This is a genomic window from Caballeronia sp. SL2Y3 (genome assembly GCF_022879575.1).
GTDB lineage: Bacteria > Pseudomonadota > Gammaproteobacteria > Burkholderiales > Burkholderiaceae > Caballeronia.
On the sequence record NZ_CP084263.1, the window covers coordinates 594,263 to 619,208 of the forward strand.

Here is a 24,946-nt window from a genome sequence, read left to right on the forward strand (position 1 = left end):
AACACATAACAACGGCAGCCAATCTTTCAGGAGACAACATGGACACCGGCGCTCTCAACGACACGGTCGACGCGATCCATCGCGCCGCAACGCGCAAGGCGATGCTGCGGCTCATCCCGCTCATGTGCGCGATCTACTTCATGTCCTTTCTCGACCGCACGAACGTGGCGCTCGCGAAGGTGCAACTCGCCGCCGACGTGGGCATCAGCGCGGCCGCATACGGGCTCGGCTCGGGCATCTTCTTCATCGGCTATGCGCTGCTCGAAGTGCCGAGCAATCTCGCGGCGCATCGCGTGGGGCCGCGCCGCTGGATCGCGCGCATCGCGGTGAGCTGGGGCATTCTTTCGACGGCCATGATGTTCGTGCAGGGCGAGTGGTCGTTCTATGTGCTGCGCGTGCTGTTGGGCATCGCTGAAGCGGGGCTCTTTCCCGCGCTCATGTACATGGTGACGCTGTGGTTCGCGCCCGCTGACCGGCCTATCGCGGTGGGCTGGATCTACACGGCGCCGGCGCTCGCGCTGGTGCTCGGCAATCCGATCGGCGGCGCGCTGATGCAGTTGGGCGGCATCGGCGGCCTGCACGGCTGGCAGTGGATGTTCATGATCGAAGGCATCCCGAGCGTGCTCGCGGGCGTGCTGCTGTACTTCAAGCTGCCCGAGCGTCCGCACAATGCACGCTGGCTCTCGTCCGATGAAGCGCAAGCCCTCGAAGCCCGCGCGGTCATCGACACACACGGGCATCCCGAGCTCACGTCGGCGGACTGGCTTTCGGCTCTGAAGCGGCCGACGACCGTGCTCATCGGGCTCATCTACTTCCTGAATCAGGTCGCCTTCGTCGGGCTGTACTTCTTCACGCCCGCGATGATTCATCAGATGCACGTGGACTCGCCGTTCATCGTCGGGCTGCTGTCGAGCAGCGTGGGCGTGGGCTTTCTGCTGGGCGTGCTGATCCTGCCGCGCATCCATCGTCGCTATGGCAACGACTGCGTGTATCTGGGCATACTCACGGCTGGGCTCGTCGCGGGCGCCTGTGCGTTCGTGGCGACGGCCCATCCGGCGGCGCGCATGACATTGCTCGCGGTCACGGCGTTCTTCGGCGGCGGCGTCCTGCCTTCGTACTGGGCCATTGCGATGAAGCGGCTGCAAGGCATTCAGGCAGCGGCGGGCCTCGCGTTCATCAATACGATCGGGCTGATCGGCGGATTCGTCGGACCGTATCTGTTCGGCATGACGGAGACCGTCACGGGGCGCAGCGATTCGGGCTTCCTCGTGATCGTCGTGGCCTCGGTGCTCGGGCTTGCGCTCGTGCCGGTCTTCGCGCGAGCGATCCGGCGCGAAGCGGGCGCGGGGTCGGCAATGAGCAATGGCAAGGCGGCCATCCACTCCTGACTGACACGAGAAGACTTGAACGATGAGACTCCAGAACAAAGTAGCGATCATCACGGGCGCGGGACAGGGCATCGGCGCGGCCACGGCATTGAAGTTCGCGCGCGAAGGCGCGATCGTCGTCGTGTGCGATATCAACGACTCAGCCGCGAAAGACGTGATCGCACAATGCCGCGAGGCCGGCGCTGAGGCTTCGGCGTTTCGCGTCGACATGTCCGACCGTGACAGCGTGGATGCGATGGTCGCCGCCGTGCGCGAGCGGCACGGCAGAATCGACGTGCTCGTGAACAACGCGGGCATCACGCGCGATGCGCGTCTGCAGAAGATGACCATCGAACAGTTCGATGCCGTGATCGACGTGAATCTGCGCGCCGTGTTCCATGCAAGCCAGGCGGTGGTGGACGGCATGATCGCGCAAGGCTCGGGCGTGATTCTGAACGCGAGTTCGGTGGTCGGCATCTACGGCAACTTCGGGCAGACCAATTACGCGGCGTCCAAGTTCGGCGTGATCGGCTTTACGAAGACCTGGAGCCGTGAACTGGGGCCCAAGGGCATTCGCGTGAACGCGGTCGCGCCGGGTTTCGTCGAGACGCCGATTCTGTCGACGATCCCCGACGACGTGCTCGGCAAGATGCGCGCGCAAGTGCCGCTCGGACGGCTCGGGCGCCCTGAAGAAGTCGCCAACGTCTACGCCTTTCTCGCAAGCGACGAAGCGAGCTATATCAACGGCGCGGTCATCGAGGTATCGGGCGGCATGACGCTTTGATGCTTCGATGCCTCGATGCTTCGATACGGTCCCGCGCTAACGCATGGTCCACCTGAACATGAACACATTCGAACTTTTGAAACCGCAGCCGGGCTTGCGCGTTCTCGTCACCGGCGCGGCGTCGGGCATCGGCGCGGGCATTGCACAAGCCTTTCTTGAGACGCAGGCCCATGTATTCATCTGCGATGTGGATGCCGCGGCGGTCCAACGCTTCACGGCCACGCATGCGTCGCTGCATGGCTGCGTGGCCGACGTGAGCGATCCGCAGCAGGTCGATCACGTCATCGACGAAGCGCGCGCCGCGCTCGGCGGCCTCGACGTGCTCGTGAACAACGCGGGCATCGCGGGTCCGACGGGACCGGTCGAAGAACTCGACCCCTCGCAATGGGAGCGCACGGTCACGACCAATCTCAACAGCCAGTTCTACTTCTTGCGCAAGGCCGTTCCGCTTATGAAAGAGACGTCGGAGCGGGCGAGCATCGTCACGATGTCGTCGGTGGCGGGGCGGCTCGGCTATGCGTTTCGCACGCCGTATGCCGCGACGAAGTGGGCGCTCGTGGGCCTCATGAAGTCGCTCGCTATCGAGCTGGGCCCGAGCAACATTCGCGTCAACGCGATCTTGCCCGGCGTGGTGCAGGGCGAACGGATGGATCGCGTGATCGCGGCGCGCGCGCAGTCGGTCGGCGCTACGTTCGATGCCATGCGCGACGAGTATCTGAAGAAGATATCGCTGCGTCGCATGGTGACGGTCGAGGACATCGCAGCGATGACGCTTTTTCTTGCTTCGCCTGCGGCGGGGAACGTCACGGGGCAGGCTATCAGCGTGGATGGGAACGTGGAGTATTTGTGAGGCGGGGTGTTATTGTCTTAGCGCCGCCTTCTGCGGGATGCAGCGTTTACCGCAACGAATAACTTCAGCGAGATAGCGGTCCATACACGTCGCCCCGCCGACCAAGAGGACGGTGCCTATCGCCATGACTGGCACACACTTCGAAGAGTACCCGCGCTAACCTGGCGATTCCGACTATCCGTCGCGCCATAGGCCCAAGAGAGCGGCCTTAGTAGCTTTCGGAAATAAACGTTAGGAGTACAATAAGTCGAGTGGTGCGGGTCAATCGGCGGGACGTTGACCTGAAGTTGGGCACCTCAGTGGTTTATGACTAAGGCTTGGTTTTCCGCGATATGTCTTGCATTAGGGGCACGGCGGAGTACTGGCGAAGCTACGACGAGCAGTTCATCCTCTGCGACGCTGGGAGTGGCGAGCCGCTCGCAGGTTGTCGCTATCGCATCCATTGCGGATCGGGGCGAGTGACTGAGGGAACGACAGACGCGCTCGGCAGAACCCAACGGATCGCGGCCTCGGGTCCCGAAACACTTCGGCTGCATGTAGAAGGTGTATGAGCATGGCGGATCAGGAATTTTTTGAAGTAGGAAGCGCAACGACAAACACGGTGGAGGGATCATCGACCACAGTCTTCATCGATTCGACGCCTATTTGTCCCAATATGACGGACCGCGAGTTTCGTGAACTCGCCGCCAGGCTGCTCAAATCTTCGCAAGGCCTGGTCGAGCGACGGCTGGCTGATTTGAGACGGTACGACGCTAAGACCAAAGAGAGAATGACTTTTTGGTTTGGAACTAGCGATGAGTCTAGTCGCCGCTATCTGATAGCCGGGTTTGAGAAAGTCAGTCGGGTCCTGGGTGATCTGAGACCGACTAATCTGATTCGTTCACTATCCGATGAGGACCGTTCCCTGGGTTGCGCGCCGAACTTGAAGAATCTGGATGGTGAGGCGGCGCACGTGTGCAAGCCCAACATTACCACCCGAAGAATTGCAATTGCCATTCAATTCTGCACTACGCTCACCAACTTCAAGATGTTCGCCGATTCTCGCGTCTCGACGCTAATTCACGAGGTGACGCATTTCGTCGATACGTTCGACAGTACCGATGAAATGTATTCGATTTCGACGCCATTGGCCCTTTGGGGACAACGCAACTCTGCATTGGCATTAAGTAACGCTGACTCTCTCGCGGGGTTCGTCGTCTACGATGAAAGCATTGATTAACTGGACGATCATTGGCGCACTGGTGGTTTCGGCTTCCAGCGAAGCGGCTTGCAACGGGTCGTTGAATATGCCCGCGCAGCATTATATTGTCCATTTCGGCAAGGGAAGCTCAGAGCCGTCGGTTGAGGAGAAAGCCCGCCTGAACGCTTGGGCTGCGGAAATGAACGCGCGATTTCCGCTGCATCAGTGGTTATTGGTCGACGGCGCTGCGACGCCCAATGAAGACACACCCCAAACGCTCGCGTCCCGGCGTGCAGTGAACACGGCCAAAGCAGCGTTAGACGCGGGTTTGATCAGAGCGCCGATTGAGGTAAAGAGCGAAGTCGGTTCTCTTGGGAATCCGTCGAGCTACCTCCCAGAAGAGGATTCGGCCACTTTGCAGCTAAGTCCGGGCTGCCCGGACAATTGCTGTCAGCGGCCTAGCGACTAAAGAGAATCCCGCATGCGAGAGCCGCTCACAAGATTCTGAGCGGCTCGCGGATCAGTCCCGCTCACTCCCACTTCTCCCCATCCCCCAGCAAGCTCTTGATCTTCTCCTCCGTCTGCGCGTACTGCCCTTCGCCGAAGTGGCTGTACACGAGCTTGCCGTTCTGATCGATCAGATACAGCGCGGGCCAGTACTGATTGCCGTAAGCCTGCCATGTCGCGAACTGGTTGTCCTGCGCGACCGGATACGTAATGCCGTTCTTCGCAATCGCTTTCTTGAGATTGCCCGTATCGCGTTCGAATGCGAATTCCGGCGAATGCACGCCGATCACCACGAGCCCCTTGTCGCGATAGCGCGCGTTCCACTCCTTGATATACGGCAGCGTGTGCGCGCAGTTGATGCAGTCGAAGGTCCAGAAATCGACGAGCACCACCTTCCCCCGCAACTGCTTCAATTGCAGCGGCGCGCTGTTGAACCAGTTGTCGATGCCCGTGAACTCGGGCGCTTGTTCTCCGTTCGCGATAGCCGCGGAGCCGAGCGCCGACGCGCCGTTCGACGCGAATGCCGCAAAGCCCGCCGTCGCCGCGATGCCGAGCGCGACTGCTGCAATCCTCAGACGACCGTACATGGTGACTCTCCTTGGGTGGTTGATGTCAGCCCGTATTGCAGCGCGCCGATGTATCCGCACTGTGTCCCGCGTCGAAGCGAATCGCGTCGTCATGTATCGCCGCGCGCCGCGGATACATTGCGATACATAACGCCCTGATCGAGACATTCGCGCGATACATGTCAGCCGTGAAATAGCGCCATCGCTTATTTCATGGAGGCCAGTCTCATGTTGCTGATCATCGTGGCTTTTCTGGGCGGCGCGTTCACCGTGCTCAGTCCCTGCATTCTGCCGGTCGTGCCGCTCATCTTCGCACGCACCGACCGGCCGTTTCTCACCGATCGCCTGCCGTTGCTCGCCGGCCTCGCCGGCATGTTCACGCTCGTCACCGGCGTGGGCGCGGCGGGTCTCGCGGGCGCGGCGCAGTTGAGTCAGTACGGCCGCTGGCTCGCGCTCGGGCTGTTCGCGCTGTTCGGCGCATCGCTGCTCTTTCCCGCTATCGCCGCACGCCTCGCGTTGCCGCTCTCGGCGCTGGCGGATCGCTTCATCGCGCGGTCTCAGGCGCAAAGCGCATCGCGCCGCATTCTTCCGGCGATGCTGCTCGGCGCGGCCACCGGCCTGCTTTGGGCGCCGTGCGCCGGTCCGATACTCGGCGCGATTCTCTCAGGCGCAGCGCTCAATGGCGCGAACTGGCACACCGGCGCGGCGCTCGCGGCCTATGCGACAGGCGCGGCGTGCGCGCTCGCGGTGGCGTCGTCGCTCGGCAAGCGCGCGCTCGACGGCCTCAAGCGATCGTTCGGCATCGGCGAGCACGTGCGCCGCGCGATGGGCGCGCTCGTGCTGTTGACCGTCGCCGCTATCGCTTCGGGCGTCGACACGCGCGTGCTCGCGCTCGTCAATGGCGTCTCGACCGATGGCATCGAAAGCCGGCTCGTCGCGCTCTTGTCCGCGCGCACGCCGTCGACCGGCGATGCGCAAAAGCCGCGCATCGTGCGCGTGGGGATGTCGTCTCCGAACGCATCGGCGAATCTTCCGGTACAAGGCGCGCTGCCCGCGCTCGACGGCGCGACGCAGTGGCTCAACTCTCCGCCGCTTTCGCGCGATGCGTTGCGCGGCAAGGTCGTCGTCGTCAACTTCTGGACGTACTCGTGCATCAACTGCCTGCGCACGCTGCCGTATCTGCGGACGTGGGCGCAGCAGTACGGCGGCAACGGGCTCGTCGTGCTCGGCGTGCATACGCCCGAATTCGCCTTCGAGCACGACACCGGCAACGTTCGGCGCGCGCTGCGGGATCTGCGCGTGTCGTATCCCGTCGCGGTCGATAACGATTACCGCATCTGGCAAGCGTTCGGCAATCGCTATTGGCCGGCGTTCTATATCGTCGATCAGGAAGGGCGCATCCGCTATCACCACTTCGGCGAAGGCGGCTACCAGGAGGCCGAGCATGTGATCCGGCAATTGCTCGGCGATGCGGCCAGCACGCCGGACGCGAGCGCGCGCCCGGCCGTCGTCGCAAGCGGCACGCAAGTGGCCGCCGATCCGGCGCACGAGGCGTCGAGCGAAACGTATGTCGGCTATCGCGAGGCAGAAGGACAGGCGTCCAGCCAGCAAGTCGTGCGCGATGCCGCCGCCGACTACGCGCTGCCGCCCCGTCTTGCGCTGAACGAATGGGCGCTCGGCGGGCAGTGGACCGTCGGCGCGGAGGCGGCCGTGCCGGCGGCGCCGCATGCGCGCATCGCGTATCGCTTTCATGCGCGCGATCTTCATCTCGTGCTCGCGCCCGCCGCCGACGGCAAGCCGGTGCGCTTTCGCGTGACCGTGGATGGCGCGGCGCCGGGCGCGTCGCACGGCGCGGACGTCGATGCGAACGGCAACGGCGTCGTCGATGCCGCGCGCCTCTATCAACTCGTGCGCCAGAGCGGAACCGTCGATGACCGCACGTTCCAGATCGAGTTTCTCGACGGCGGCGCGCGAGCTTATGCATTCACCTTCGGCTGATCTCTGTATCGCTGTGTATCCGGCGCGGCGCGTGACATATGCGCTTGCACTGCGCAGCCAAAGCGGAAACAAGCCAGATACGTTCGCGCGTTTCAATACGTCTCATGCAAGGCCGGTTCGATTCCGGTCTTGCAGTCAACCCCTCGACCTTCGGAGAACATCATGAAAGCCATGCAACTGAGTGCTGCCGCCGCGCTTGCCGTCGCGCCCATCGTTACCTTTGCGCAGAGCGCGGACGGCATCACGCGCGCGCAAGTGCGTGCGGAACTCGTTCAACTGGAGCAGGCCGGCTATAACCCGGCAAGCGATCATTCGCAGTATCCGAAGAACATAGAGGCCGCCGTTGCGCGCCTGCATTCGGGCGATGCCGCATATGGCGGCGCAGTGGCCGGCGCGTCGCAGGCGGGCGCGCGACAGGGTGAGGTCGTTGGTCTGGGCTCGTTGTACGCGCGTCCGTGATGTGGATGGCGTTCGTATCGCGCGGAAGTGGTTGCGCGGTGCGAACGCCGGGCCTTCGCGCGATACGACGCCAGCCGCGCCTTCGAACCGCCGCCTTTGCGCGGATGCGAGTTCGTCGTGGCGTTCATCGCGAGTTGTCGCGCGATTGCGAGTTTCAGCGGTGTGCCGGTCGCGTCTGGATTGCTTCAAGCTTCCACTCGACGTCGCGTCTTGGCGATGCGTCTGCTCATACTTCTAACCGGTGTTAATCACGCCAGTCGCGCTTTCAAACCGCCGCCTCCGCACGATTCGAGCTCAAGTTGCCGTTGATAGCCCGCGCGAATTCCCGCGCCACGCTGACATGCCGATTGCTCGACCTCCCGCGAGCGTCGCATCGCGCAAGAAACTCGTGCAGCATGCAACGCATAACCGCCGTTCGCGACACCAGCGGCGCTTCCAAACCGCCGCCTTCGCGCGATCCAAATCCAAGTTGCCGTTGATAGCCCGCGCGACTCGCCGCGCGATCGCAAGCGCCGGCGGCGTGCCGCTCGTGTCCCGATTGACCGAGCTTTCCACCCGCATCGCATCGCGCGAGCACGTCGTGCAGGATGCAACGCGTAACGGCCGTTCACGAAACCAGCGGCGCTTTCAAACCGCCGCCTTCACGCAATTCGAGGTCAACGTCGCGTCAATAGCCGGCGCAATCCCAAGCATCCGCCGCCATGCTCAAACTTCCGGCGAGCTTCGATCGCAGGGAACAAGCCGCGCAGCCCACAACGCGAAACCACCACTCACACCACCAGCCGCGCCTCCAACCCGCCGCCCTCGCGCCCATGCAACGTCAACGTGGCGTCCATTGCCCGCGCGAGTTGCCGCGCAATCGCAAGTCCCAGTCCCGTGCCGCCCGTATCGCGATTGCGCGAGCTTTCCAGCCGCACGAAAGGCTCGAATACCGCTTCGAGCGACGCTTCCGGAATGCCCGGTCCGCGATCCATCACCGAGATGCACGCGCGGCCATCGGCGAGCGCCTTCATCTCGATCTCCGCCGCGCCCGAAAACTTCAGCGCATTGTCGACGAGATTGCCGACGATGCGCCGCAACGCCTGCGGTCGCGTCACCATCGCATGGCCGATGCGGCCTTCGAGCGACACGCTCTTTCTCGCGTCGCGGTAGTCGTCGACGATGCTTTCGATCAGCGCATCCGGATCGATACGCACCGGCGCTTCCTGCGTGCCGTGCAAGGTCCGCGCGTACGTCACGCCTTCTTTCACGAGCGTTTCCATCTCCTGCAGGTCCTGCCGCAGCTTCGCGCCGGTCGCGGCGTCGTCCATCACGTCCACGCGCAGGCGCATGCGGGTGATCGGCGTTTGCAGATCGTGCGTGATGGCAGCGAGGATCTGCATGCGCTGCGCCATGTACATCGCGACGCGATCCTGCATCGCGTTGAACGCCTTCGCCGCGCGCAGCACTTCGTCCGGGCCTTCTTCGGGCAGGCGCTGTCCCTTGAGATCGGGACCGAGCGTGTCGGCCGCCTGCGCCAGTTGCGCGAGCGGGCGCGTGGCCAGGCGCACCGCGAGCCAGCAACACGCAACGACCACGACAAGTTGCAACGCAAGCACGAAGGGCAGCCAGCTCGACAGCGGCGTGCCCTGCATCGGGCGCATGTCGATGGTGAGCGGCGAGCCGTCGGAGAGGCGCAAGTGAATCTGGAACCGTTCGGCGTGACCGGGCACCGCGTTCGCCGTCAGCGGATAACGCTTGCCGATGCCCTCGGCGATCGACTGCGCGAATCGCTCGGACAACGCGGCGTCCGGCGGCGCGCCGCTCACGCCCGGACCGAGTATGAAATCGTACGTGCGCCGCGCGAGCCGCGGCAGCCACGCGGCGCGCTCGCCGGGCGGCAGATGATCCAGCAGCGCGACCGAACTCGCCACTTCGCGCTGGACGTAGCCCGTCATCACGTTCGTCATGCTCCGGTCGCGCTCGGTCATGGTGAGCCAGAACGCGGCCGCCTGCGCCACCGCGAGCCCGATCAGCAGGATGACGGCGAGCCGCGCGAAGAGCGTGCGCGGCAGGCGCAGCCACGCGGCGGCTGCCCGCGGCGCTTCGTCCGATACCCCGATGCGCGCGCTCATGGCGTACCGCCGAGCGGCGTCACCGCCGCCGAGAACACATAGCCTTCGCTGCGCAGCGTCTTGATGTAGCGCGGCTCGCGCGCTTCGTCCTTCAGGCGCTGACGCAGGCGGCTCACGAGCAGATCGATGGAGCGGTCGAACGGATCGGCCTGACGGCCTTGCGTCAGATTGAGCAACTGATCGCGCGTGAGCACGCGCTGCGGATGATCCAGAAACACGCGCAGCAAGCGATATTCGGCGCCGGAGAGCGCGACCATCGTGCCGTCGGCATCGAGCAGATGGCGCGCGGTCGTGTCGAGCCGCCAGTCGCCGAAAGCCAGCACGGGTGCGGTCTCCGTCACCTGCATGCCGGGCGGCAGCATGCGCGTGCGGCGCAGAACGGAGCGCATGCGCGCGAGCAGTTCGCGCACGGCGAACGGTTTCGGCAGATAGTCGTCCGCGCCCATTTCGAGGCCGAGAATGCGATCGGCTTCCTCGTTGCGCGCGGTCAGCATGAGCACCGGAACGGAGCGGAACTTGCCCGCGCGCAATTCGCGGCATAGCACGAGTCCGTCTTCGCCCGGCAGCATCAGGTCGAGCACGATCAGATCCGGCGCGCCCTGTTCGAGCACGGCGCGCATCTGTCGGCCGTTGGCGGCAAGCGACACGCGCATGCCGTTCTTCTCCAGATACGTCGCGAGCAGTTCGCGGATGCCGCGGTCGTCGTCGACGATCAGCATGTGGTCGGTGGTTTCCATCGATCGCTCATGGCTTCTTGCGCTTGAATTGCACCCGGGCGGGCGTGAGCAACAGGCACTGCACCGGATGCGCGAGTTCGGCCGCCAGTCCGCCCGCGAGGAAGGCGACGATTGCCAGCATGCGTTTCACGGATGACTCCAGCGTTGACATGCAAGCTTTATAGCCCAGAACGCGCGCGGTTTCGACACACGGGCGGCGCGTTTTGTATCGCAGTGTATCCGCGGCTTTGCGCGATACATAGCGTTGCAGGCGTCGGTCATGCGTCGCTCATGCGTCGATCGAGCTGAGAAGCGCGCGGCGCCGCGTTTGTATCGGCATGTATCCGACGGCGGCCTGATACAGAGCGATTCGAAGAGGGCGCTCATCTGAAACATGGCGGATACACGAGCGCGTTTCAATGGCGTCACGGCAGCAGACGGTGCAGACAACGCAAGTACACACGCAAGTACTGACGCAAATAACAGGCAATTGAGCGCGGGCCGGCACCTGATAAGCGTCGTCACTTTCAACCTCAAGGAGCTTAATCATGAAGACCTCGATCATCGCTTTGTTCGTCGCCGCCAGCGCATTCGCGGGAGCCGCGCAAGCCGCAGTCAACGACAACGCGCCCGTGTCGCAGGATACGCAGTCCGCGGCGGTGCATCGCGTGATGGGCAAGACGCGCGCCGAAGTCCGCAGCGAACTCGTGCAGGCGCAGAAGAGCGGACAGATCGCGGCGCTGGCGAGTCTCTATCGCGGTAGCTGAGTGACTGCGTTGCACATCGCCTGATTTCCAATCATTCGAAGATCACTTCCAACCTCAAGGAGCTTAATCATGAAAACCTCGATCATCGCTTTGTTCGTCGCCGCCAGTGCATTCGCAGGAGCCGCGCAAGCCGCAGTCAACGATACCGCGCCCGCGTCGCAGGATACGCAGTCGGCGGCGGTGCATCGCGTGATGGGCAAGACGCGCGCCGAAGTCCGCAGCGAACTCGTGCAGGCGCAAAAGAGCGGACAGATTGCGGCGCTGGCGAGTCTCTATCGCGGTAGCTGAGTGACTGCGTTGGGCATCGCCTGATTTCCAATCATTCGAAGATCACTTCCAACCTCAAGGAGCTTAATCATGAAAACCTCGATCATCGCTTTGTTCGTCGCCGCCAGCGCTTTTGCGGGAGCCGCGCAAGCCGCAGTCAACGATATCGCGCCCGCGTCGCAGGATACACAGTCGTCGGCGGTGCATCGCGTCATGGGCAAGACGCGCGCTGAAGTCCGCAGCGAACTCGTGCAGGCGCAAAAGAGCGGACAGATTGCGGCGCTGGCGAGTCTCTATCGCGGTAGCTGAAGACTCGCGCATCGCATCGCCTGATTTTCAAACATTCGAGGATCACCATGACGACACACATGGACACTGTGCTTTATACCGGCAAGACGCGCGTGACCGGAGGCCGCGAAGGACACGCGCGCAGCTCCGACGGCCGGCTCGACGTGAAGCTCTCGACGCCCGGCGCGGCGGGCGCGGGCACCAACCCCGAGCAGATGTTCGCAGCAGGCTGGTCGGCGTGTTTCATCGGCGCAATGCGCAAGGCCGCCGCCGTGTTGCAAGTGAAGCTGCCCGACGATACGGCCGTCGACGCTGAAGTGGATCTCGGCACGCACGACGGCGCGTACCTGCTGCGCGCGCGGCTTGCGGTCAGCCTGCCGGGCATCGACCGCGATACGGCGCACGCGATCGTCGAGGGCGCGCATCAGACCTGCCCGTACTCGAAGGCGACGCGCGGCAACATCGACGTGACGATCACGGTTGTGTGAGCGCGGCGGCGCGATGATGCGCTCGCCGCCGCAACGCGCGAAAGCGGGCATGGCGCGTGCCTTGAGCGAGAACGGTCGTCGATTGCGCGGTCCGCGGTTGATGGGCGCGAGACGACCTGATATGTTCGCTTGAACCTCACTCAGCTCTCGGAGTCACGATGCAGTCCAAGTTGCGCGAAGAAGATATCCGAACCCGTGCCTATCTCCTCTGGGAGGCCGATGGCCGTCATTCCGGGCGCGATCACGTGTATTGGCAGCAGGCCATCGCTCAACTGAAGGAAGAAGGCGTCGCGCCGTCGCGCGATGCGGTCACCGACGAGCATGCGGGCTCGAGCGCAAAGAAGCCGGCGAAGGGCAAGAAGGGCGCTGCGGCCTCCGCGATCTCTGATACTTCCGACACGTCCGAGGCCGACAAGAAGACGAAAGCCAAGACGAAGACGCCGTCGGTGAAGACCGCAGCGAAGACCGCGACCAAGACTGCGGCGAAGTCGGCCGCGAAGAAGCCAACGAAGGCGAAGGAACCGGCGACGGAAGCGAAGGCAAAGTCCGCCTCCGCTGCGAGCACGAGCGAACCGAAAGCCAAACGCGGCAGCAAGTCGGCGGAGGCCGAAGCTCCCAAGCCCGCGAAGAAGCCGCGCAGGACCAAGGCCGCCGAAGGGCAGGCCGAGTCGAACTAGGCCTGCGGCGAGCGTCCAATAGGCATAACGACGCGGGGCGCGGTTCGCTAAGCGTCCGCGCCGCTGCCGCGCCTGCTCACGATTGCCAACGCGACCGCGCCCAGCGCCAGCGCCGCAGCCGCGATCCAGAGCGCGTACGAGAACGATCCGGTTCGCTCGGCAATCGGCGCGGCGACGATCGGCCCGACGATCTGTCCGAGGCCATACGCGCCCGTCGCGTAGCCCATCAGGCCGGCTGCCGCATCGCCGCGCAAGCGGCGCGCTTCGCGCATGGCGAAGAGGGTGATCGCGGTGAATGGCAAGCCGAGCAGCACGGTGCCCGCGCCGAGTCCGATGGCGGTCGGCGACACGACGCCGAGACATATGCCCGCCGCCTGCACGAGATAGCACGCAGCCAGCAAGCGCCGGTTATCCCATGCAATCGGCAGACGCGCGCCGAAGACCGCGCCCACCATCAGCGCCAGCCCGAACGCCGGCCAGAACAGATCGGGCCACGGCGACCCCGGCAACGCGTGTCGCGCGATGACCGGCAGAAACGTCGCGGTGATGATGTAGCCGAAACCGGCGAGACCATACAGGCTGACGAGCCAGAACGCATCGCCACGGGTCGAGGCGTGCGCGGTGGCGCTTGCAGCGTGCGCGTGCCCGGAGGCCGGCGAAGGCGTCAGCGCGAATGCCTGCCAGATGAACGCGATCGCCACGGCCGAGCACGCCGCGAAGCCCGCCCAGACCCACGGCGCGCTGACGCCGTACGCGGCAGCACCCGCGCCGAGCAGCCCTGTCGCAACGATGCCGACACCCGGTCCCGCGTAGATCACGCCGCTCATGCCGTGCGCGTTCAATTCCGCGAGGCGTCGCAGGCCCCATTGCGATGCGAACACGAACGCCCACGCGCTGACGACGCCCGCCGCGAAGCGGATCGCGGTCCACGCCCAGAAGGCGTGCACGACGCCCATCGCCAGCGTGAAGACGGCGGTCGTCACGAGCGCGAGCCGCACCATGCGGCCGTGATCGACGCGGATCGCCGCGCACGTGAGCGCGCCGATCAGATATCCCGCGTAATTCGCCGATGCGAGCCATCCGCCCTGACGAATATCGAGCGCGCCGCTCTTGAGCATCAACGGCAAGAGCGGCGTGAACGCGAATCGACCGACGCCGAGCGCCACGGCGAGCGCGACGGCACAGGCGAGCGCGGCATCGCGCGCGGAATGCTTTGACGGTGCGTGAGCTTCAGCAGACGTAGCCATGAGGATCAAAAAAGACGAGCAGTCACCCGATGCTAGCTTGACCGCCGCATCTTGAAAAATGAATAATCAAGATGCGATCAATCTCGGATGCAGATCATGGACCTCGGCTCATTGGCGATTTTCCGGACTGTCGTGCGCGAAGCAGGCGTGACGAAAGCGGCGGCCAAGCTCGATCGCGTGCAGTCGAACGTGACCACGCGCATTCGCCAGCTGGAGGAGACGCTCGGCACCGAGCTTTTCGAGCGCAACGGCCGAAAGCTCGTGCTCACGCCCGCGGGCGAGACGCTGCTGCCCTACGCCGAACGCCTGCTGGCGCTGGCCGACGAAGCGCGTCACGCGGTGCGGGAAAACCGTCCGCAAGGGCGTTTGCGTCTCGGCACCATGGAAAGCACCGCCGCGAGCCGGCTGCCGCGCGTGCTGGCGGCCTACCATCAACGCTGGCCGGACGTGACGCTGGAACTGGCGACGGGCGTGACCCGCGCGCTCATCGACAGCGTGCGCGCCTATGAAGTCGATGCCGCCGTGCTCGCGCGTCCGATCGAGCCGAACGCGCTTCCCGCCGAACAGTTCGAAACGGTTCCCGTGTTCGAGGAAGAACTCGTGCTGGTTACGCCGCGCGGGCAGCATCCGACCGCCATGGCGCAGCAGATCGCCGGGCTCACGCTCGTCGCGTTCGAGCGCGGCTGCGCGTATCGCGCGTATGCGATGCGCTGGTACGAGGAGCAAGGCATCCGGCCGGCGCGCGTGCTGGAGCTGGGTTCGTATCACGCCATCGTCGCGTGCGTGTCAGCGGGCGCGGGCGTGGCTGTCGCGCCGCGCTCGGTGCTCGAACTGGCGGGACTGGCCGACGAAGTGGAACTGCATTCGCTCGGCGATCTCGGCCGGGTGAGCACGCTGCTCGTGTGGCGCAAGGGGCACTTCTCGGCGGCGCTCGGCGCATTGCGCGACTTGCTGCTCGCGCGGTCGTGAGCGCCTACGCGTCGCCCGCGTCGCCCGCGCCGCCAGCGTCGCTCGTCACGAGGCCTTGCCGATGCTCAACTGCACCTGATCGATCGCCGCCATGACGAGATCGTCTGCATGGCGAATGCCTTCGGCGGATGCGGCGAGTCCGTCCAGACGACCATCGATCAACAGCAAGGCGAGGCCGTGCACATACGCCCACGCTGCGGTGAGCGCGACGGCGCGCGAGGCGTCCATCGGCCCGAAAGTATGCTTGCCCGATGGCGGGCCGAGCGGCGCGGTCCGCACGTCGCCAAACACGCCGGCCAACGCGAGGCCAGCGGTTCGTCGCGCCTCGATGAGCGATGGCCTTTCGGCATCGAACATCTCGCCGCGCGACATCAGCCGCATGAGATCCGGGTTCTTCTTCGCGAAATCGATATAGCCACGCGCGATGGCCCTCGGCCTCTCCGACGCGTCTTGCACGTCCCGCGCGCTATTCGCGATGCACGCCGACAGACGCATGAAGCCATCGGCCGCGAGTTCGCTCAGCACGCCCGCTGTGTCGCCGAAGTGATGCTGAGGCGCGGTATGCGACACGCCCGCCTCGCGCGCGATGGCTCTGAGACTCAATCCGCTGATGCCTTCGCGCTTCAGAACCACTTCGGCGGCCTGCAACAACGCTTGCGGCAGCGACCCGTGGTGATAGGGCTTGTGCTGTTCTTCTGCCGTTGGCTTCGTCGCGCGCTTTCTCGCGCGCGTCGGCTCGGCGAGACCGCTTTCGCTCTTGTCGATCATGACGGTTGCATCGCATATTTACATTGGAAACTTATGGTGATGCATTCACGGCGAAATGTCAAAGACCGCTGCGCATGGCGAGTGCGCGCGGTCTGTCAGGTCACGGCAAAGAAGACTCACCGCGCGATGGGCGTTCATCCGTCATCGCGCGATGCGCGCCTGCAACGGGCGCTTCGTCCGCGAACGAGCCGAACCGCGCGGCGAGCCATTCCTGCGCCCATTGCCGCGCGAAGGCCACCGCGTCGTCGCGCAAGTCGAAGCCTGCGAGATCGCCGCTCATGAGGACGTCGGTCTCGCTGCCGTCCGCGTTGGTCGCACTGATGCGCGCGTGAGCGATGTATTCGCCATCCGCCCTGCGGGGCGTCGGGTCGATGCGATAGCGGGATGAAGTCGGTTGCATGATGCTCTTCCTTCGATGCGGCGTGTCAGCCGTTGTGCGCGTCAATCGAAGAGCGTCCGATCCTTCGCGCACGTGTCGATCATAGTCTCGGCATACGCGGTCGATGCGCGCCGCGCATCCCCCGCGTTTCGAAACGGCTCTCGCGCGTCGAGCCTGAACACGCGGCTTCGCGTCACGCCGTCCGCGACGCCCGGCTCCTGAATGCGCACGGCGGCGTCGAAACCGTCGTCGTAATTGTGCGCGCGGCCCGAGACCGCCGGCCGGTGCGAAAACACGAGCGGATAAATTTCCAGACCACGGTAGAGACGGAAGTCGACTGTCATAAGAGGCTCTCGCGCCGCGCGGTGGCGGCAAATAAGTAGTGGGCGTGGAAAGTATCGGTAGTGATGACGCATTGGCCGCGTTGCACGGCCGCAATCCATGCGGGGGTCATTCGCCGTCGGTCACGAGTCGCTCAGCCAGTCCATCGTACGCGCTTCGGAGACTTTGTACAGCGAAATTTCCGGCTGGCGTCCCGAACGGCTCGAAGCGTTCAAAGAGGCCACGACGTTGCCGCACGATGTGCCTATAATGGACCGCACTCGACACATCCTTCCTGCAAGAGGCGCGTGATTCCCTGGCGCCTCATGGTCCGCATTAGCATTCACCGCGGCTTCGAATCAAAGACTCACATCGGGCGCTCGCGTCGCTCGCCGCACAGTCGTCATCAGCGCAATGCGCAATGGCGCTTCAACAGGACACTCACTCATGCAAGCGCAGATCCTCGACGTCTATTCGAGCCCCAATGGCGATACATGGCGCTTGCGTATCGGCGCCGACGAATCGCGCGTCGTTCAGCATGTCCCTAACGCGGCTTCGGGCGGGCAGGCATCGGAGATGCCGGTGGAGGCGTTTTTATCGTCCGACGAAGCAACGCCGCAACGCGACGCGCTGGTCGTCCTGCTCGGCCAACTGCGACGCGATGCCCTGCAACCGGGCACGCATGCCTCGGATGAACGCCCGGTGCCGCGCAAGCCCGCTGTCGATGCGCTGCTGCTCACCGCTGCGCGCGTCAGGACCTTCGCGCAGGAAGCGCATCTGACGAATGCGAGCGGATTCTTCTTCGCCCGCGATGAACGGCTCTTTCTCGTGACGAGCCGTCATGTGGTGAGCGATGCGCCGAGCGAACACTTTCCGGATCGGCTCGAAATCGAATTGCACATCGACGCCGACAACCTCGGCGCTTCGACGTGGTTCTCGTTGCCGCTGTATGCGGATGGCGTGGCGCTCTGGCGAGAAGGCGCGGATGACGGCGGCGCGATCGACGTCGCGGTGCTCGAACTGCAGCGGGATCGCCTGCCTGAAACCGCGCGCTTCGATGCGTTCGGTCCCGAGCATCTGCCGAGGCCCGACGGCGAGCTGCCGGTCGGCGCTTCGGTGCTGATCGTCGGTTTTCCGCTGGGCTTTCACGATTCGCTGCATCATCTGCCGGTCGTGAGGCAGGGCGTCATCGCGTCGGCGTTCGGGCTGCGCTTCCAGGGCAAGGGATGCTTCATCACCGATGCGCGCACGCATCGCGGCACGAGCGGCGCGCCGGTCGTCACGCGCGACCCGTCGAAGGTAGGGAGTCCTGATGAATTGAGCCTGCCGTGGCTGCTGCTGGGGATTCACTCATCGACGATCGACATGGGCTCGCGCGATGTGCAGGTGGATGAAACGCTCGGCCTGAACAGCGCGTGGTACTCCGACATCCTCATGACGCTGACGCGTTGAGCGAGCGCCCCGTCCGGACGCGATTTTCACCATCCTGTTAAAATACGCGCTCTTCGTCGCGTCCCGACGCATCGCATGCGCGAACCGCAGCCATCGCGTTGCCAGCGGGCCGAGCCTCTGTTGTCTTCGTGTCCGGCGCACTCGCGCCGCACGTCTTCGTCCGAATCCATACCGTCATGACCCAACCCGCGACCGGGACTCACACGCGCGTCGTCTCGCGCCTCTCATTGCCGTCTTCACGCGCCGAATGGGTGCGGGAGATTCTCGCGGGTGTCGTGACGAGCCTCGCGCTGATCCCCGAAGTCATTTCGTTCGCCTTCATTTCGGGCGTCGAGCCGCGTTCGGCGCTGTTCGCCTCGGTCGTGCTGCTGATCGTCACGTCGCTGCTCGGCGGACGGCCCGCCATGGTGACGGCCGCGGCGGGTTCGGTGGCGCTCGTCGTCGCGCCGATGGTCCACGCGCACGGCGCGGGCTACATTCTGCCCGCCGTGCTGCTCGCGGGCTTGATACAGATCGCGTTCGGCGCGCTGGGCTTCGCGCGCATCGTGCGCTTCATTCCGCGCTCGGTCATGCTCGGTTTCGTCAACGCGCTCGGCGTCCTTATTTTCTGCGCGCAGATTCCGCACCTCGTCGACAAGCCGCTTGCCGTGTACGTGCTGTTCGCGATTACGCTCGCCATCGTCGTGATCGGGCCGCGCGTGACGCGGGCGGTGCCGGCGCCGCTCATCGCGATCATCGTGGCCACCGTGCTCGCCATTGCGTTGCACTGGTCGGTGCCGACGGTCGGCGGCGACCGGCCCATGTCGTCGGACCTGCCCGGCCTCACGCTCTGGTCCGCGCCGTTCGATCTGAGCACGTTGAAGATCGTCTGGCAGACGGCGGTATCGATTGCGTTCGTCGGCTTGCTGGAGACGCTGCTGACCGCGAAGCTCGTCGACGAAGTGACCGCGACCCGTTCGCACAAGTCGCGCGAATCGTGGGCGCTCGGGCTCGCGAATCTCGGCGCGGGCGCGTTCGGCGGCATTGCCGGCTGCGCGATGATCGGGCAGACGGTCGTGAACGTGGAGATCGGCGGGGCGCGCACGCGCGTGTCCACGCTCGCGGCGGCGGCCACGCTGCTTTTGCTCATCACCGGCCTGAGTTCGGTGATGGCGCGCATCCCGATGGTCGCGCTCGCCGGCGTGATGATGGTCGTCGCGGTCAAGACGGTGGACTGGCACAGCCTGCGCCCGGCCACGCTGCGCCGCATGCCGCTCATGGAGACGTCCGTCATGCTCACTTCCATTGCGCTGACCGTGTACACAGGCAATCTCGCCATCGGCGTGGTCGGCGGCGTGCTGTTGGCGACGGTCCTGTTCGCGCGCCGCGTCGCTCACGTGATCCGCACGACGCGCGCCGTATCGGACGACGGCGAAAGCGTGCGTTACGAAGTGCACGGACCGCTTTTCTTCGGCAGCAGCAACGATCTCGTGGACCAGTTCGAGTACGAGGCCGATCCGCGCTCGGTCGTCATCGACTTCGCGAAATCGCAGGTCTGGGATGCATCGACCGTCGCGGTGCTGGATTCCATCCAGAACAAGTATCGGCAGCGCGATGCAGCCGTGCAGTTCGTCGGCCTGGACGAGCGCAGCCGGGCATTTCATGCGCGGTTGAGCGGGAACCTGAATGCCGGTTGAATGCCGGTTGAATACCGGTTGAATGCCGCATGAAAGGCGTGCGATCCGCCGTCGAATGACACGCCGAAGTCAAAGGTAAGACGAATTCGTTCGATACGTTAAACACCGCACAATTGCGCATTTGCCCAGCGTGTACTGTTCTCCCTCACCGCCCGACTCGAGAGGCGGAACAAGCGAAAACACATACGGGGAAGCAAATGAAATCACGTGCAGCGGTTGCGTTGAGTGTCGTGTTGGCTGCGTGCGGCGGCGGTGGCGGCGGGGGTGCATCGAACGGTGGAACGACGGCGGCGTCGGCCGCGCCTGCGTCCGGTTCCACGGCTACGGTCTGCTCGGGCGGTCCTTTCACCGCGGACGCGACCAAAGTGTGTTCCGATGCGTCCGGCAAGGTCGTCACGGCCTACGTGTACGCGCAGCCGCAAACCGTCATCGCCGATGGCACCATCATCTCCGCCAATACGACGTGGCCCGCGAGCGGCTCGCCGTACTACATCGCGGGAACGGTGCAGGTCGCCAAGGGCGCGACGCTCACGATTCCGGATGGCGTCGTCGTCGAGGGCCTGAAGCCCGTGCCTTGCAAGGCCGACTGCATCGGCACGGTGCCGAACACAGGCATCATCGACGTGGCGGGGCAACTGAACGTCGGCGGCAGCAATCAGGCGCAGTTGCTCGGCGTGACCGTCAGCAACGTGGACGGCACCGTGGGCGGCGGCACGGTCAGCATTCAGCACACGCTGCTGCAAGACGCGTTCGTGCAGATCAGCCCCGCAGCGCCGTTCTCGATGACCTACAGCCAGGCGTACCGGATGAACGTCACGCAAATCGTTCGCGCGGGCGTCACCACCTATCAGGCCGGAACGAACGGCTATCCGAGCTTCAAGAACGCCACGTTGAAGTACAACACGTTCGTCGACTCGGCCGCGTTTGCATTCGATCCTTCGGTCGTCATGCAGAACAACGTGTTCGTGAACATGGTGGACGGACTCGTGCTGATCGACGATTTCCCGGCGACGGGCGCGCCCACCGGCATCGCGAAGAACAATTCTTTCCTGTTCAAGAAGGATTCGCCGAATCTCAATCGCCAGGTCATCGCGGCGCACGGCACGTATAACGCGTCGACGATCCATACGCTCGACTTCTCGAACAACTTCTGGGGCGTGACGGACAACACGACGATTCAATCACGCATACTCGACAGCACGAATTCGAGCAGCCCGCGACTGCCCAACATCGTCAACTACGCGCCTGCGGCTACCACGGCCGACCCGGCCACGCCGGCCGATCCGCAAAGCGGCACGCCCAACGTCTGATTGCAAAACGTCGCGGCGCCGGACTGAATCCCGAGCGGTGGCGACATGGGCGGCGGTTGGACTGATGATGTCCGCCGCCTGCGCGCATCGAGCTACCTTGTCGACGCTCACGGTCGCCGATGCAAGCGGCAAGAAAGGTCAGAAGGTGGACGCGTAGCGGCCGTGCAATTGCCGCGCTTGCGCTACCGACGCGCATCGCGCTCGCGGTGATTACAGCTTCGATTGCAACGCCACCCCGATCACGCTCCCTACCGGCAACCGAAATACCCTCGCACACGATTGAATTGGCAACGCAGTCATCCTGCGCAAGCCGCTGGCGAAAGCGCGACGCTGCTTTCCGAAAGCCGCAACGAGCCGCCCGAGTCGCGGCACAAGGGTTGCGTAAGCCGAGATGACTTTCACGCCGGCGGCCTCATGACTTGCGTTCTTCTGGTCGATGACGACACACTCTCCCTTCACGCGCTCGAAGCGGTCTTCGAGTCGCGCGGCTTTCACGTGCTTCTGGCGCGAAACGGCGTCGACGCGCTCGCCACCGCTATTCGCACGCTGCCGGACCTGGTCGTGACCGACTGGGAAATGCCCCTTTTCGACGGCGTGACGCTGTGCGAGCGACTGCGCTCCGTTCCGGGACTGGCGCGCATTCCTGTCGTTCTTACGTCCGGAAAAATGCGCCCTGCCGATGGCCCGCAAGCGTGGGACGTATTCCTCAAGAAGCCGCTGGACTTTCGCCTGCTCGAACCGATCTTCCGGCGGTTCTAGTCGAACGTTCGTCGCGGCCCGATGTGTCGAAACGGAGAAGACGCCATGAATCGAACGGAAACGGCGCTGATCGTCGGCGCCGGGCAGGGCCTGAGCGCATCGCTGGCCCGGCTCTTCTCGAACGAGGGCATGCAGGTCGCGCTCGCCGCACGGGACACGACCAAGCTCGCGCCACTCGTCGATGAAACCGGCGCGTTCGCCGTCGCGTGCGACGCGAGCCGGGCGGGCGACGTCGAGAATCTTTTCGCACAAGTGAGCGGCAAGCTGGGTGTTCCGGACCTCGTCGTGTACAACGCGAGCGGCCGTTATCGTTCGCCCATCGGACAGATCGACGCCGGCCGGCTGCGCGATGCGCTCGACGTCACAGCGATAGGCGGGCTGCTGGTCGCCCAGGCGGCGGCCGTGGGCATGCTGGCGCGAGCAAGCGGCTCCATCCTTCTGACCGGCGCAACCGCGAGCGTCAAGGGCCTGCCCGGCTCGACGCCGTTCGCAATGGGCAAGTTCGCGCTGCGCGGCATGGCGCAATGCCTCGCGCGGGAACTGGCTCCGAAGAATGTTCACGTCGCGCACTTCGTCATCGACGGCGGCATTGCGAGCGGCGCGATGCAGCGCGACCGCGCGGATGCGCACGACGCGCTGCTCGACCCCGATGCGATCGCGCGGGAATATCTTCACGTTCATCGGCAGCATCGCAGTGCCTGGACATGGGAGATCGAACTGAGGCCGTGGGTCGAGCGGTTCTGAAGCGAACGGCCCTGCGCAGCCATACGCGCAGGTTCAGGGAAGAATTGCCGATTCGACGTGGCGCGCCAGGCGGCACAAGCAGATCCCGCTAAAGCGCCCCCGCATCCTTGCCGATAAAAACGAACGGAAACGTTCATAAGAAAGCCGCAAGAGATGTTGATCCCCTGTGCCCCATCGCGACGCGCTTGCCTCGCCGCAGCGTCGGTGCCTTTGCTTGCCGGAACCGTCCTGGCCGCAGCATTGAGCGCATGGACCTCGCCCGTCGATGCCGCGTCCGCGGCATCGCTGGCGGGCGCTTCCGCACAGGCCGACGGCGGCGCGAGCGATGACCTCGCGTCGCTGCCGCTCGAATCGCTGATGAACCTGACCGTGAGCGGCGCCACGCGCATCGAGCAGTCCGCGTCGAGCGCGCCTGCCGCCGTGATGGTCCTGACCGCGACCGACATCCGCGATTACGGCTGGCGCACGCTCGCCGACGCACTCGCGACGCTGCCGGGGCTCTATGTCAGTTCGGACCGCATGTACTCGTATCTCGGTGCGCGCGGCTTCCAGCGTCCGGGCGACTACAACAGCCGCTTCCTGCTGCTGATCGACGGCATGCGCGTGAACGATGCCGTCTATGGCCAGGCGCCCGTCGGACTCGATTTTCCGGTGGACATGGATCTCGTCGAGCGCATCGAGTACATACCCGGTCCCGGATCGGCCGTATACGGCTCGAACGCGTTGTTCGGCGTGGTCAACGTCATCACGAAGAAGGGCAGCGCAATCGGCGGCGTGCAGGTCGCGGGCGCGGTCGGCAGCTTCGGCGAGAAGGAAGCGCGCGGCACATACGGCTGGCACGGCGCGAACGGCGCCGATCTCGTGCTGTCCGCCACGGCCTACGAACGCCACGGGCAAGACCTCTACTATCCGGAGTTCGATACGCCGGACCAGAACCACGGCGTCGCGCAGAATCTCGACGGCGAGCGCAACCAGACGGTCTTCGCCAAGTTCGGCATGGGCGGCTTTCGCATCAGCGCGGGCTACGGCAACCGGACGAAAGACGTGCCCGGCGCGCCGTATGACGCCTTGTTCAACGCGCCGTTCAGCGTGAGCGACACGCATTCCTTCGCCGATGCCACGTACACGCAGACCGTGCGCGACGACATCGCGATCGACTACGAACTCTATGCGGGCCGCTACGATTACTCGACGCGCGCGTTACAGCCGCCAGCGCCCGGAACCGCCAACGTCGACGGCGATCACGCGGCCTGGTATGGCGGCGATGTCCACGCAACCGTGCGCACCGTGCCGCGCAATCGCATCATGGTGGGCGTCGACTACACGATGAACGCGGCGCGCGATCAATGGAACTACAACGTCGCGCCGTACGCCAAACTGCTCGACGATCATCGCGTGAGCCAGCGCGCGGGCTTCTATATCGACGATGAAATCAAGCTCGCCGAACCGCTCACGCTCGATATCGGCGGGCGCTTCGATACCGAGACGCACGTGGGCGGCAACTTCAGCCCGCGCATTGCGCTGATCTGGCAGCCGACCGCGAGCGATACGCTCAAGCTGATCTATGGCGGCGCCTATCGCGCGCCCAACGCGTACGAGATGTACTACGCGTTTCCCGGCGATGGCGGCCAGCTCGCGAATCCGTTGCTGAAGTCCGAACATATCGACACGCAGGAGATCGTCTACGAGCGCGCGCTCGGCACTCTGGGACGCGCGACCGTCACGCTCTTTCGCTACAGGCTGCGCGACCTGATCACGGAGTCGGTCGATCCCGACACGGGCCTCTACGTCTTTCGCAACGTCGATCGCGCGCAGGCACGCGGGGCGGAACTCGCGTGGCAGCAGCAGTTCGCCTCGGGCGTGCGCGCCCGCATGAGCTACTCGTATCAGTTCTCGCGCGATTCCATCAGCGGTGGCGCATTGCAGAATTCGCCGCGCCACATGGGCAAGCTCAACGTCAGCGCACCGTTGTTCGCGAAGTGGGCGCGCGTGGGCGCGGAAGCGCAGTGCATCTCGTCGCGGCTCGCACAAGCCGGTTCGGCTGGCGGCTACTGCGTGGCGAACGTGTCCGTTCATAGCCGCAAGCTCGTGCCTCGCGCGGACCTGTCCTTGTCCGTCTATAACGTGTTCGATCGCCGCTATGCCGATCCCGCCAGTCCGGGCTTCGTGCAGAACGTGATCGCGCAGCAGAGCCGCACGTTGCTCGCCAAAATGGTCTACGGGTTCTGATGATGTGGATGCGTCGCTGCATAGCGTTGTCTCTCTGCACGGCCGGATCGGTCGCGGCATGGCA

The 24,946-nt window shown here is 64.7% G+C and carries 27 protein-coding genes; 19 read left to right on the top strand and 8 right to left on the bottom strand.

The window, feature by feature from the left end:
• Positions 1 to 38 precede the first annotated feature (38 nt).
• The 5 genes from LDZ26_RS25090 to LDZ26_RS25110 all read left to right on the top strand — a co-directional run bounded on the left by LDZ26_RS25090 (position 39) and on the right by LDZ26_RS25110 (position 4,650).
• Positions 39 to 1,388, top strand: coding sequence for an MFS transporter (locus LDZ26_RS25090; protein WP_244851423.1), 1,350 nt, complete (start codon positions 39 to 41; stop codon positions 1,386 to 1,388).
• Between the two features lie 22 nt (positions 1,389 to 1,410).
• Positions 1,411 to 2,151: a 3-oxoacyl-[acyl-carrier-protein] reductase gene (gene fabG, locus LDZ26_RS25095; RefSeq protein WP_244851424.1), complete on the top strand. Its 741-nt coding sequence runs from the start codon at positions 1,411 to 1,413 to the stop codon at positions 2,149 to 2,151.
• A gap of 58 nt (positions 2,152 to 2,209) precedes the next feature.
• Positions 2,210 to 3,001 carry an SDR family oxidoreductase gene (locus tag LDZ26_RS25100; RefSeq protein WP_244851425.1) on the top strand — a complete coding sequence of 264 codons (792 nt, stop codon included), beginning with the start codon at positions 2,210 to 2,212 and terminating at the stop codon, positions 2,999 to 3,001.
• Between the two features lie 553 nt (positions 3,002 to 3,554).
• Positions 3,555 to 4,220, top strand: a complete 666-nt coding sequence (locus tag LDZ26_RS25105) for a M35 family metallo-endopeptidase (protein WP_244851426.1) — start codon at positions 3,555 to 3,557, stop codon at positions 4,218 to 4,220.
• Positions 4,204 to 4,650: a hypothetical protein gene (locus LDZ26_RS25110; RefSeq protein ID WP_244851427.1), complete on the top strand. Its 447-nt coding sequence runs from the start codon at positions 4,204 to 4,206 to the stop codon at positions 4,648 to 4,650. The genes LDZ26_RS25105 and LDZ26_RS25110 overlap by 17 nt, the downstream gene beginning before the upstream one ends.
• 61 nt (positions 4,651 to 4,711) lie before the next feature.
• On the opposite strand, the gene LDZ26_RS25115 is transcribed toward LDZ26_RS25110, so the two are convergent.
• Entirely contained in the window at positions 4,712 to 5,275 is a 564-nt protein-coding gene (locus LDZ26_RS25115; protein ID WP_244851428.1) for a thioredoxin family protein, read from the bottom strand.
• A gap of 207 nt (positions 5,276 to 5,482) precedes the next feature.
• Here LDZ26_RS25115 and LDZ26_RS25120 point away from each other — a divergent pair, with 207 nt between their 5' ends.
• On the top strand, positions 5,483 to 7,252 hold the full coding sequence (locus LDZ26_RS25120) for a cytochrome c biogenesis protein DipZ (protein WP_244851429.1): 1,770 nt from the start codon (positions 5,483 to 5,485) through the stop codon (positions 7,250 to 7,252).
• 162 nt (positions 7,253 to 7,414) lie between these two features.
• On the top strand, positions 7,415 to 7,711 hold the full coding sequence (locus LDZ26_RS25125) for a DUF4148 domain-containing protein (RefSeq protein ID WP_244851430.1): 297 nt from the start codon (positions 7,415 to 7,417) through the stop codon (positions 7,709 to 7,711).
• 770 nt (positions 7,712 to 8,481) lie between these two features.
• Here the strand turns inward: LDZ26_RS25125 and LDZ26_RS25130 are convergent.
• Genes LDZ26_RS25130 through LDZ26_RS25585 form a run of 3 tightly spaced genes read right to left on the bottom strand, consistent with a single transcriptional unit; the run spans position 8,482 to position 10,692 of the window.
• Positions 8,482 to 9,825, bottom strand: coding sequence for a HAMP domain-containing sensor histidine kinase (locus tag LDZ26_RS25130; RefSeq protein WP_244851431.1), 1,344 nt, complete (start codon positions 9,823 to 9,825; stop codon positions 8,482 to 8,484).
• Positions 9,822 to 10,562 carry a response regulator gene (locus LDZ26_RS25135; RefSeq protein WP_244851432.1) on the bottom strand — a complete coding sequence of 247 codons (741 nt, stop codon included), beginning with the start codon at positions 10,560 to 10,562 and terminating at the stop codon, positions 9,822 to 9,824. The genes LDZ26_RS25130 and LDZ26_RS25135 overlap by 4 nt, the downstream gene beginning before the upstream one ends.
• Positions 10,563 to 10,569: 7 nt before the next feature.
• Positions 10,570 to 10,692 (bottom strand): hypothetical protein, encoded by a 123-nt coding sequence (locus LDZ26_RS25585; RefSeq protein ID WP_255775099.1) that lies wholly within the window; start codon positions 10,690 to 10,692, stop codon positions 10,570 to 10,572.
• A 397-nt stretch (positions 10,693 to 11,089) separates the two neighbouring features.
• Between LDZ26_RS25585 and LDZ26_RS25140 the strand changes: the two genes are divergently transcribed.
• The 5 genes from LDZ26_RS25140 to LDZ26_RS25160 all read left to right on the top strand — a co-directional run bounded on the left by LDZ26_RS25140 (position 11,090) and on the right by LDZ26_RS25160 (position 13,028).
• Positions 11,090 to 11,308 (top strand): DUF4148 domain-containing protein, encoded by a 219-nt coding sequence (locus LDZ26_RS25140; RefSeq protein ID WP_244851433.1) that lies wholly within the window; start codon positions 11,090 to 11,092, stop codon positions 11,306 to 11,308.
• Between the two features lie 69 nt (positions 11,309 to 11,377).
• Entirely contained in the window at positions 11,378 to 11,596 is a 219-nt protein-coding gene (locus tag LDZ26_RS25145; protein ID WP_244851434.1) for a DUF4148 domain-containing protein, read from the top strand.
• 69 nt (positions 11,597 to 11,665) lie between these two features.
• Positions 11,666 to 11,884, top strand: a complete 219-nt coding sequence (locus LDZ26_RS25150; RefSeq protein ID WP_244851435.1) for a DUF4148 domain-containing protein — start codon at positions 11,666 to 11,668, stop codon at positions 11,882 to 11,884.
• 47 nt (positions 11,885 to 11,931) lie between these two features.
• A complete protein-coding gene (locus tag LDZ26_RS25155) occupies positions 11,932 to 12,351 on the top strand; it encodes an organic hydroperoxide resistance protein (RefSeq protein ID WP_305038326.1) in 420 nt (139 codons plus the stop codon).
• A 158-nt stretch (positions 12,352 to 12,509) separates the two neighbouring features.
• Positions 12,510 to 13,028, top strand: coding sequence for a DUF2934 domain-containing protein (locus tag LDZ26_RS25160; protein WP_244851436.1), 519 nt, complete (start codon positions 12,510 to 12,512; stop codon positions 13,026 to 13,028).
• 47 nt (positions 13,029 to 13,075) lie between these two features.
• Here LDZ26_RS25160 and LDZ26_RS25165 read toward each other — a convergent pair whose 3' ends face one another.
• The gene (locus LDZ26_RS25165; RefSeq protein WP_244851437.1) at positions 13,076 to 14,275 is read right to left on the bottom strand and encodes a YbfB/YjiJ family MFS transporter; all 1,200 of its coding nucleotides are present in this window, start codon (positions 14,273 to 14,275) and stop codon (positions 13,076 to 13,078) included.
• Positions 14,276 to 14,371: 96 nt separating this feature from the next.
• On the opposite strand from LDZ26_RS25165, the gene LDZ26_RS25170 reads away from it, so the two are divergent.
• Positions 14,372 to 15,244: a LysR family transcriptional regulator gene (locus LDZ26_RS25170; RefSeq protein ID WP_244851438.1), complete on the top strand. Its 873-nt coding sequence runs from the start codon at positions 14,372 to 14,374 to the stop codon at positions 15,242 to 15,244.
• A gap of 45 nt (positions 15,245 to 15,289) precedes the next feature.
• Here the strand turns inward: LDZ26_RS25170 and LDZ26_RS25175 are convergent, their stop codons facing one another.
• From LDZ26_RS25175 to LDZ26_RS25185, 3 genes are all read right to left on the bottom strand, one after another.
• The gene (locus tag LDZ26_RS25175) at positions 15,290 to 16,012 is read right to left on the bottom strand and encodes a TetR/AcrR family transcriptional regulator (RefSeq protein ID WP_244851439.1); all 723 of its coding nucleotides are present in this window, start codon (positions 16,010 to 16,012) and stop codon (positions 15,290 to 15,292) included.
• A gap of 100 nt (positions 16,013 to 16,112) precedes the next feature.
• A complete protein-coding gene (locus LDZ26_RS25180) occupies positions 16,113 to 16,412 on the bottom strand; it encodes a hypothetical protein (protein ID WP_370650768.1) in 300 nt (99 codons plus the stop codon).
• A gap of 41 nt (positions 16,413 to 16,453) precedes the next feature.
• The gene (locus tag LDZ26_RS25185) at positions 16,454 to 16,735 is read right to left on the bottom strand and encodes a hypothetical protein (RefSeq protein ID WP_244851440.1); all 282 of its coding nucleotides are present in this window, start codon (positions 16,733 to 16,735) and stop codon (positions 16,454 to 16,456) included.
• A 424-nt stretch (positions 16,736 to 17,159) separates the two neighbouring features.
• Here LDZ26_RS25185 and LDZ26_RS25190 point away from each other — a divergent pair, with 424 nt between their 5' ends.
• The 6 genes from LDZ26_RS25190 (at position 17,160) to LDZ26_RS25215 (ending at position 24,882) form a co-directional block, all read left to right on the top strand.
• Positions 17,160 to 18,164, top strand: a complete 1,005-nt coding sequence (locus LDZ26_RS25190) for a serine protease (RefSeq protein WP_370650769.1) — start codon at positions 17,160 to 17,162, stop codon at positions 18,162 to 18,164.
• A 176-nt stretch (positions 18,165 to 18,340) separates the two neighbouring features.
• On the top strand, positions 18,341 to 19,840 hold the full coding sequence (locus tag LDZ26_RS25195) for a SulP family inorganic anion transporter (protein ID WP_244851441.1): 1,500 nt from the start codon (positions 18,341 to 18,343) through the stop codon (positions 19,838 to 19,840).
• Positions 19,841 to 20,037: 197 nt separating this feature from the next.
• Entirely contained in the window at positions 20,038 to 21,150 is a 1,113-nt protein-coding gene (locus LDZ26_RS25200; protein WP_244851442.1) for a hypothetical protein, read from the top strand.
• Between the two features lie 414 nt (positions 21,151 to 21,564).
• Positions 21,565 to 21,909 carry a PleD family two-component system response regulator gene (locus tag LDZ26_RS25205; RefSeq protein WP_244851443.1) on the top strand — a complete coding sequence of 115 codons (345 nt, stop codon included), beginning with the start codon at positions 21,565 to 21,567 and terminating at the stop codon, positions 21,907 to 21,909.
• A 45-nt stretch (positions 21,910 to 21,954) separates the two neighbouring features.
• Positions 21,955 to 22,653 carry an SDR family NAD(P)-dependent oxidoreductase gene (locus LDZ26_RS25210; protein ID WP_244851444.1) on the top strand — a complete coding sequence of 233 codons (699 nt, stop codon included), beginning with the start codon at positions 21,955 to 21,957 and terminating at the stop codon, positions 22,651 to 22,653.
• Positions 22,654 to 23,010: 357 nt separating this feature from the next.
• Complete coding sequence (locus LDZ26_RS25215) at positions 23,011 to 24,882, top strand: TonB-dependent siderophore receptor (protein ID WP_244851791.1); 1,872 nt, start codon at positions 23,011 to 23,013, stop codon at positions 24,880 to 24,882.
• Positions 24,883 to 24,946: the final 64 nt, after the last annotated feature.

Excerpts from the sequence above, each read along its gene's own strand:
- LDZ26_RS25140 (WP_244851433.1), top strand. The coding sequence starts at position 11,090 with ATGAAGACCTCGATCATCGCTTTGTTCGTCGCCGCCAGCGCATTCGCG.
- LDZ26_RS25090 (WP_244851423.1), top strand. The coding sequence starts at position 39 with ATGGACACCGGCGCTCTCAACGACACGGTCGACGCGATCCATCGCGCC.
- LDZ26_RS25135 (WP_244851432.1), bottom strand. The coding sequence starts at position 10,562 with ATGGAAACCACCGACCACATGCTGATCGTCGACGACGACCGCGGCATC.
- LDZ26_RS25205 (WP_244851443.1), top strand. The coding sequence starts at position 21,565 with ATGACTTGCGTTCTTCTGGTCGATGACGACACACTCTCCCTTCACGCG.
- LDZ26_RS25100 (WP_244851425.1), top strand. The coding sequence starts at position 2,210 with ATGAACACATTCGAACTTTTGAAACCGCAGCCGGGCTTGCGCGTTCTC.
- LDZ26_RS25150 (WP_244851435.1), top strand. The coding sequence starts at position 11,666 with ATGAAAACCTCGATCATCGCTTTGTTCGTCGCCGCCAGCGCTTTTGCG.
- LDZ26_RS25180 (WP_370650768.1), bottom strand. The coding sequence starts at position 16,412 with ATGCAACCGACTTCATCCCGCTATCGCATCGACCCGACGCCCCGCAGG.
- LDZ26_RS25160 (WP_244851436.1), top strand. The coding sequence starts at position 12,510 with ATGCAGTCCAAGTTGCGCGAAGAAGATATCCGAACCCGTGCCTATCTC.
- LDZ26_RS25195 (WP_244851441.1), top strand. The coding sequence starts at position 18,341 with ATGACCCAACCCGCGACCGGGACTCACACGCGCGTCGTCTCGCGCCTC.
- LDZ26_RS25155 (WP_305038326.1), top strand. The coding sequence starts at position 11,932 with ATGACGACACACATGGACACTGTGCTTTATACCGGCAAGACGCGCGTG.
- LDZ26_RS25185 (WP_244851440.1), bottom strand. The coding sequence starts at position 16,735 with ATGACAGTCGACTTCCGTCTCTACCGTGGTCTGGAAATTTATCCGCTC.
- LDZ26_RS25170 (WP_244851438.1), top strand. The coding sequence starts at position 14,372 with ATGGACCTCGGCTCATTGGCGATTTTCCGGACTGTCGTGCGCGAAGCA.
- LDZ26_RS25115 (WP_244851428.1), bottom strand. The coding sequence starts at position 5,275 with ATGTACGGTCGTCTGAGGATTGCAGCAGTCGCGCTCGGCATCGCGGCG.
- LDZ26_RS25130 (WP_244851431.1), bottom strand. The coding sequence starts at position 9,825 with ATGAGCGCGCGCATCGGGGTATCGGACGAAGCGCCGCGGGCAGCCGCC.
- LDZ26_RS25200 (WP_244851442.1), top strand. The coding sequence starts at position 20,038 with ATGAAATCACGTGCAGCGGTTGCGTTGAGTGTCGTGTTGGCTGCGTGC.
- LDZ26_RS25125 (WP_244851430.1), top strand. The coding sequence starts at position 7,415 with ATGAAAGCCATGCAACTGAGTGCTGCCGCCGCGCTTGCCGTCGCGCCC.
- LDZ26_RS25215 (WP_244851791.1), top strand. The coding sequence starts at position 23,011 with ATGAACCTGACCGTGAGCGGCGCCACGCGCATCGAGCAGTCCGCGTCG.
- LDZ26_RS25175 (WP_244851439.1), bottom strand. The coding sequence starts at position 16,012 with ATGATCGACAAGAGCGAAAGCGGTCTCGCCGAGCCGACGCGCGCGAGA.
- LDZ26_RS25190 (WP_370650769.1), top strand. The coding sequence starts at position 17,160 with ATGCAAGCGCAGATCCTCGACGTCTATTCGAGCCCCAATGGCGATACA.
- fabG (WP_244851424.1), top strand. The coding sequence starts at position 1,411 with ATGAGACTCCAGAACAAAGTAGCGATCATCACGGGCGCGGGACAGGGC.
- LDZ26_RS25105 (WP_244851426.1), top strand. The coding sequence starts at position 3,555 with ATGGCGGATCAGGAATTTTTTGAAGTAGGAAGCGCAACGACAAACACG.
- LDZ26_RS25165 (WP_244851437.1), bottom strand. The coding sequence starts at position 14,275 with ATGGCTACGTCTGCTGAAGCTCACGCACCGTCAAAGCATTCCGCGCGC.
- LDZ26_RS25110 (WP_244851427.1), top strand. The coding sequence starts at position 4,204 with ATGAAAGCATTGATTAACTGGACGATCATTGGCGCACTGGTGGTTTCG.
- LDZ26_RS25145 (WP_244851434.1), top strand. The coding sequence starts at position 11,378 with ATGAAAACCTCGATCATCGCTTTGTTCGTCGCCGCCAGTGCATTCGCA.
- LDZ26_RS25120 (WP_244851429.1), top strand. The coding sequence starts at position 5,483 with ATGTTGCTGATCATCGTGGCTTTTCTGGGCGGCGCGTTCACCGTGCTC.
- LDZ26_RS25210 (WP_244851444.1), top strand. The coding sequence starts at position 21,955 with ATGAATCGAACGGAAACGGCGCTGATCGTCGGCGCCGGGCAGGGCCTG.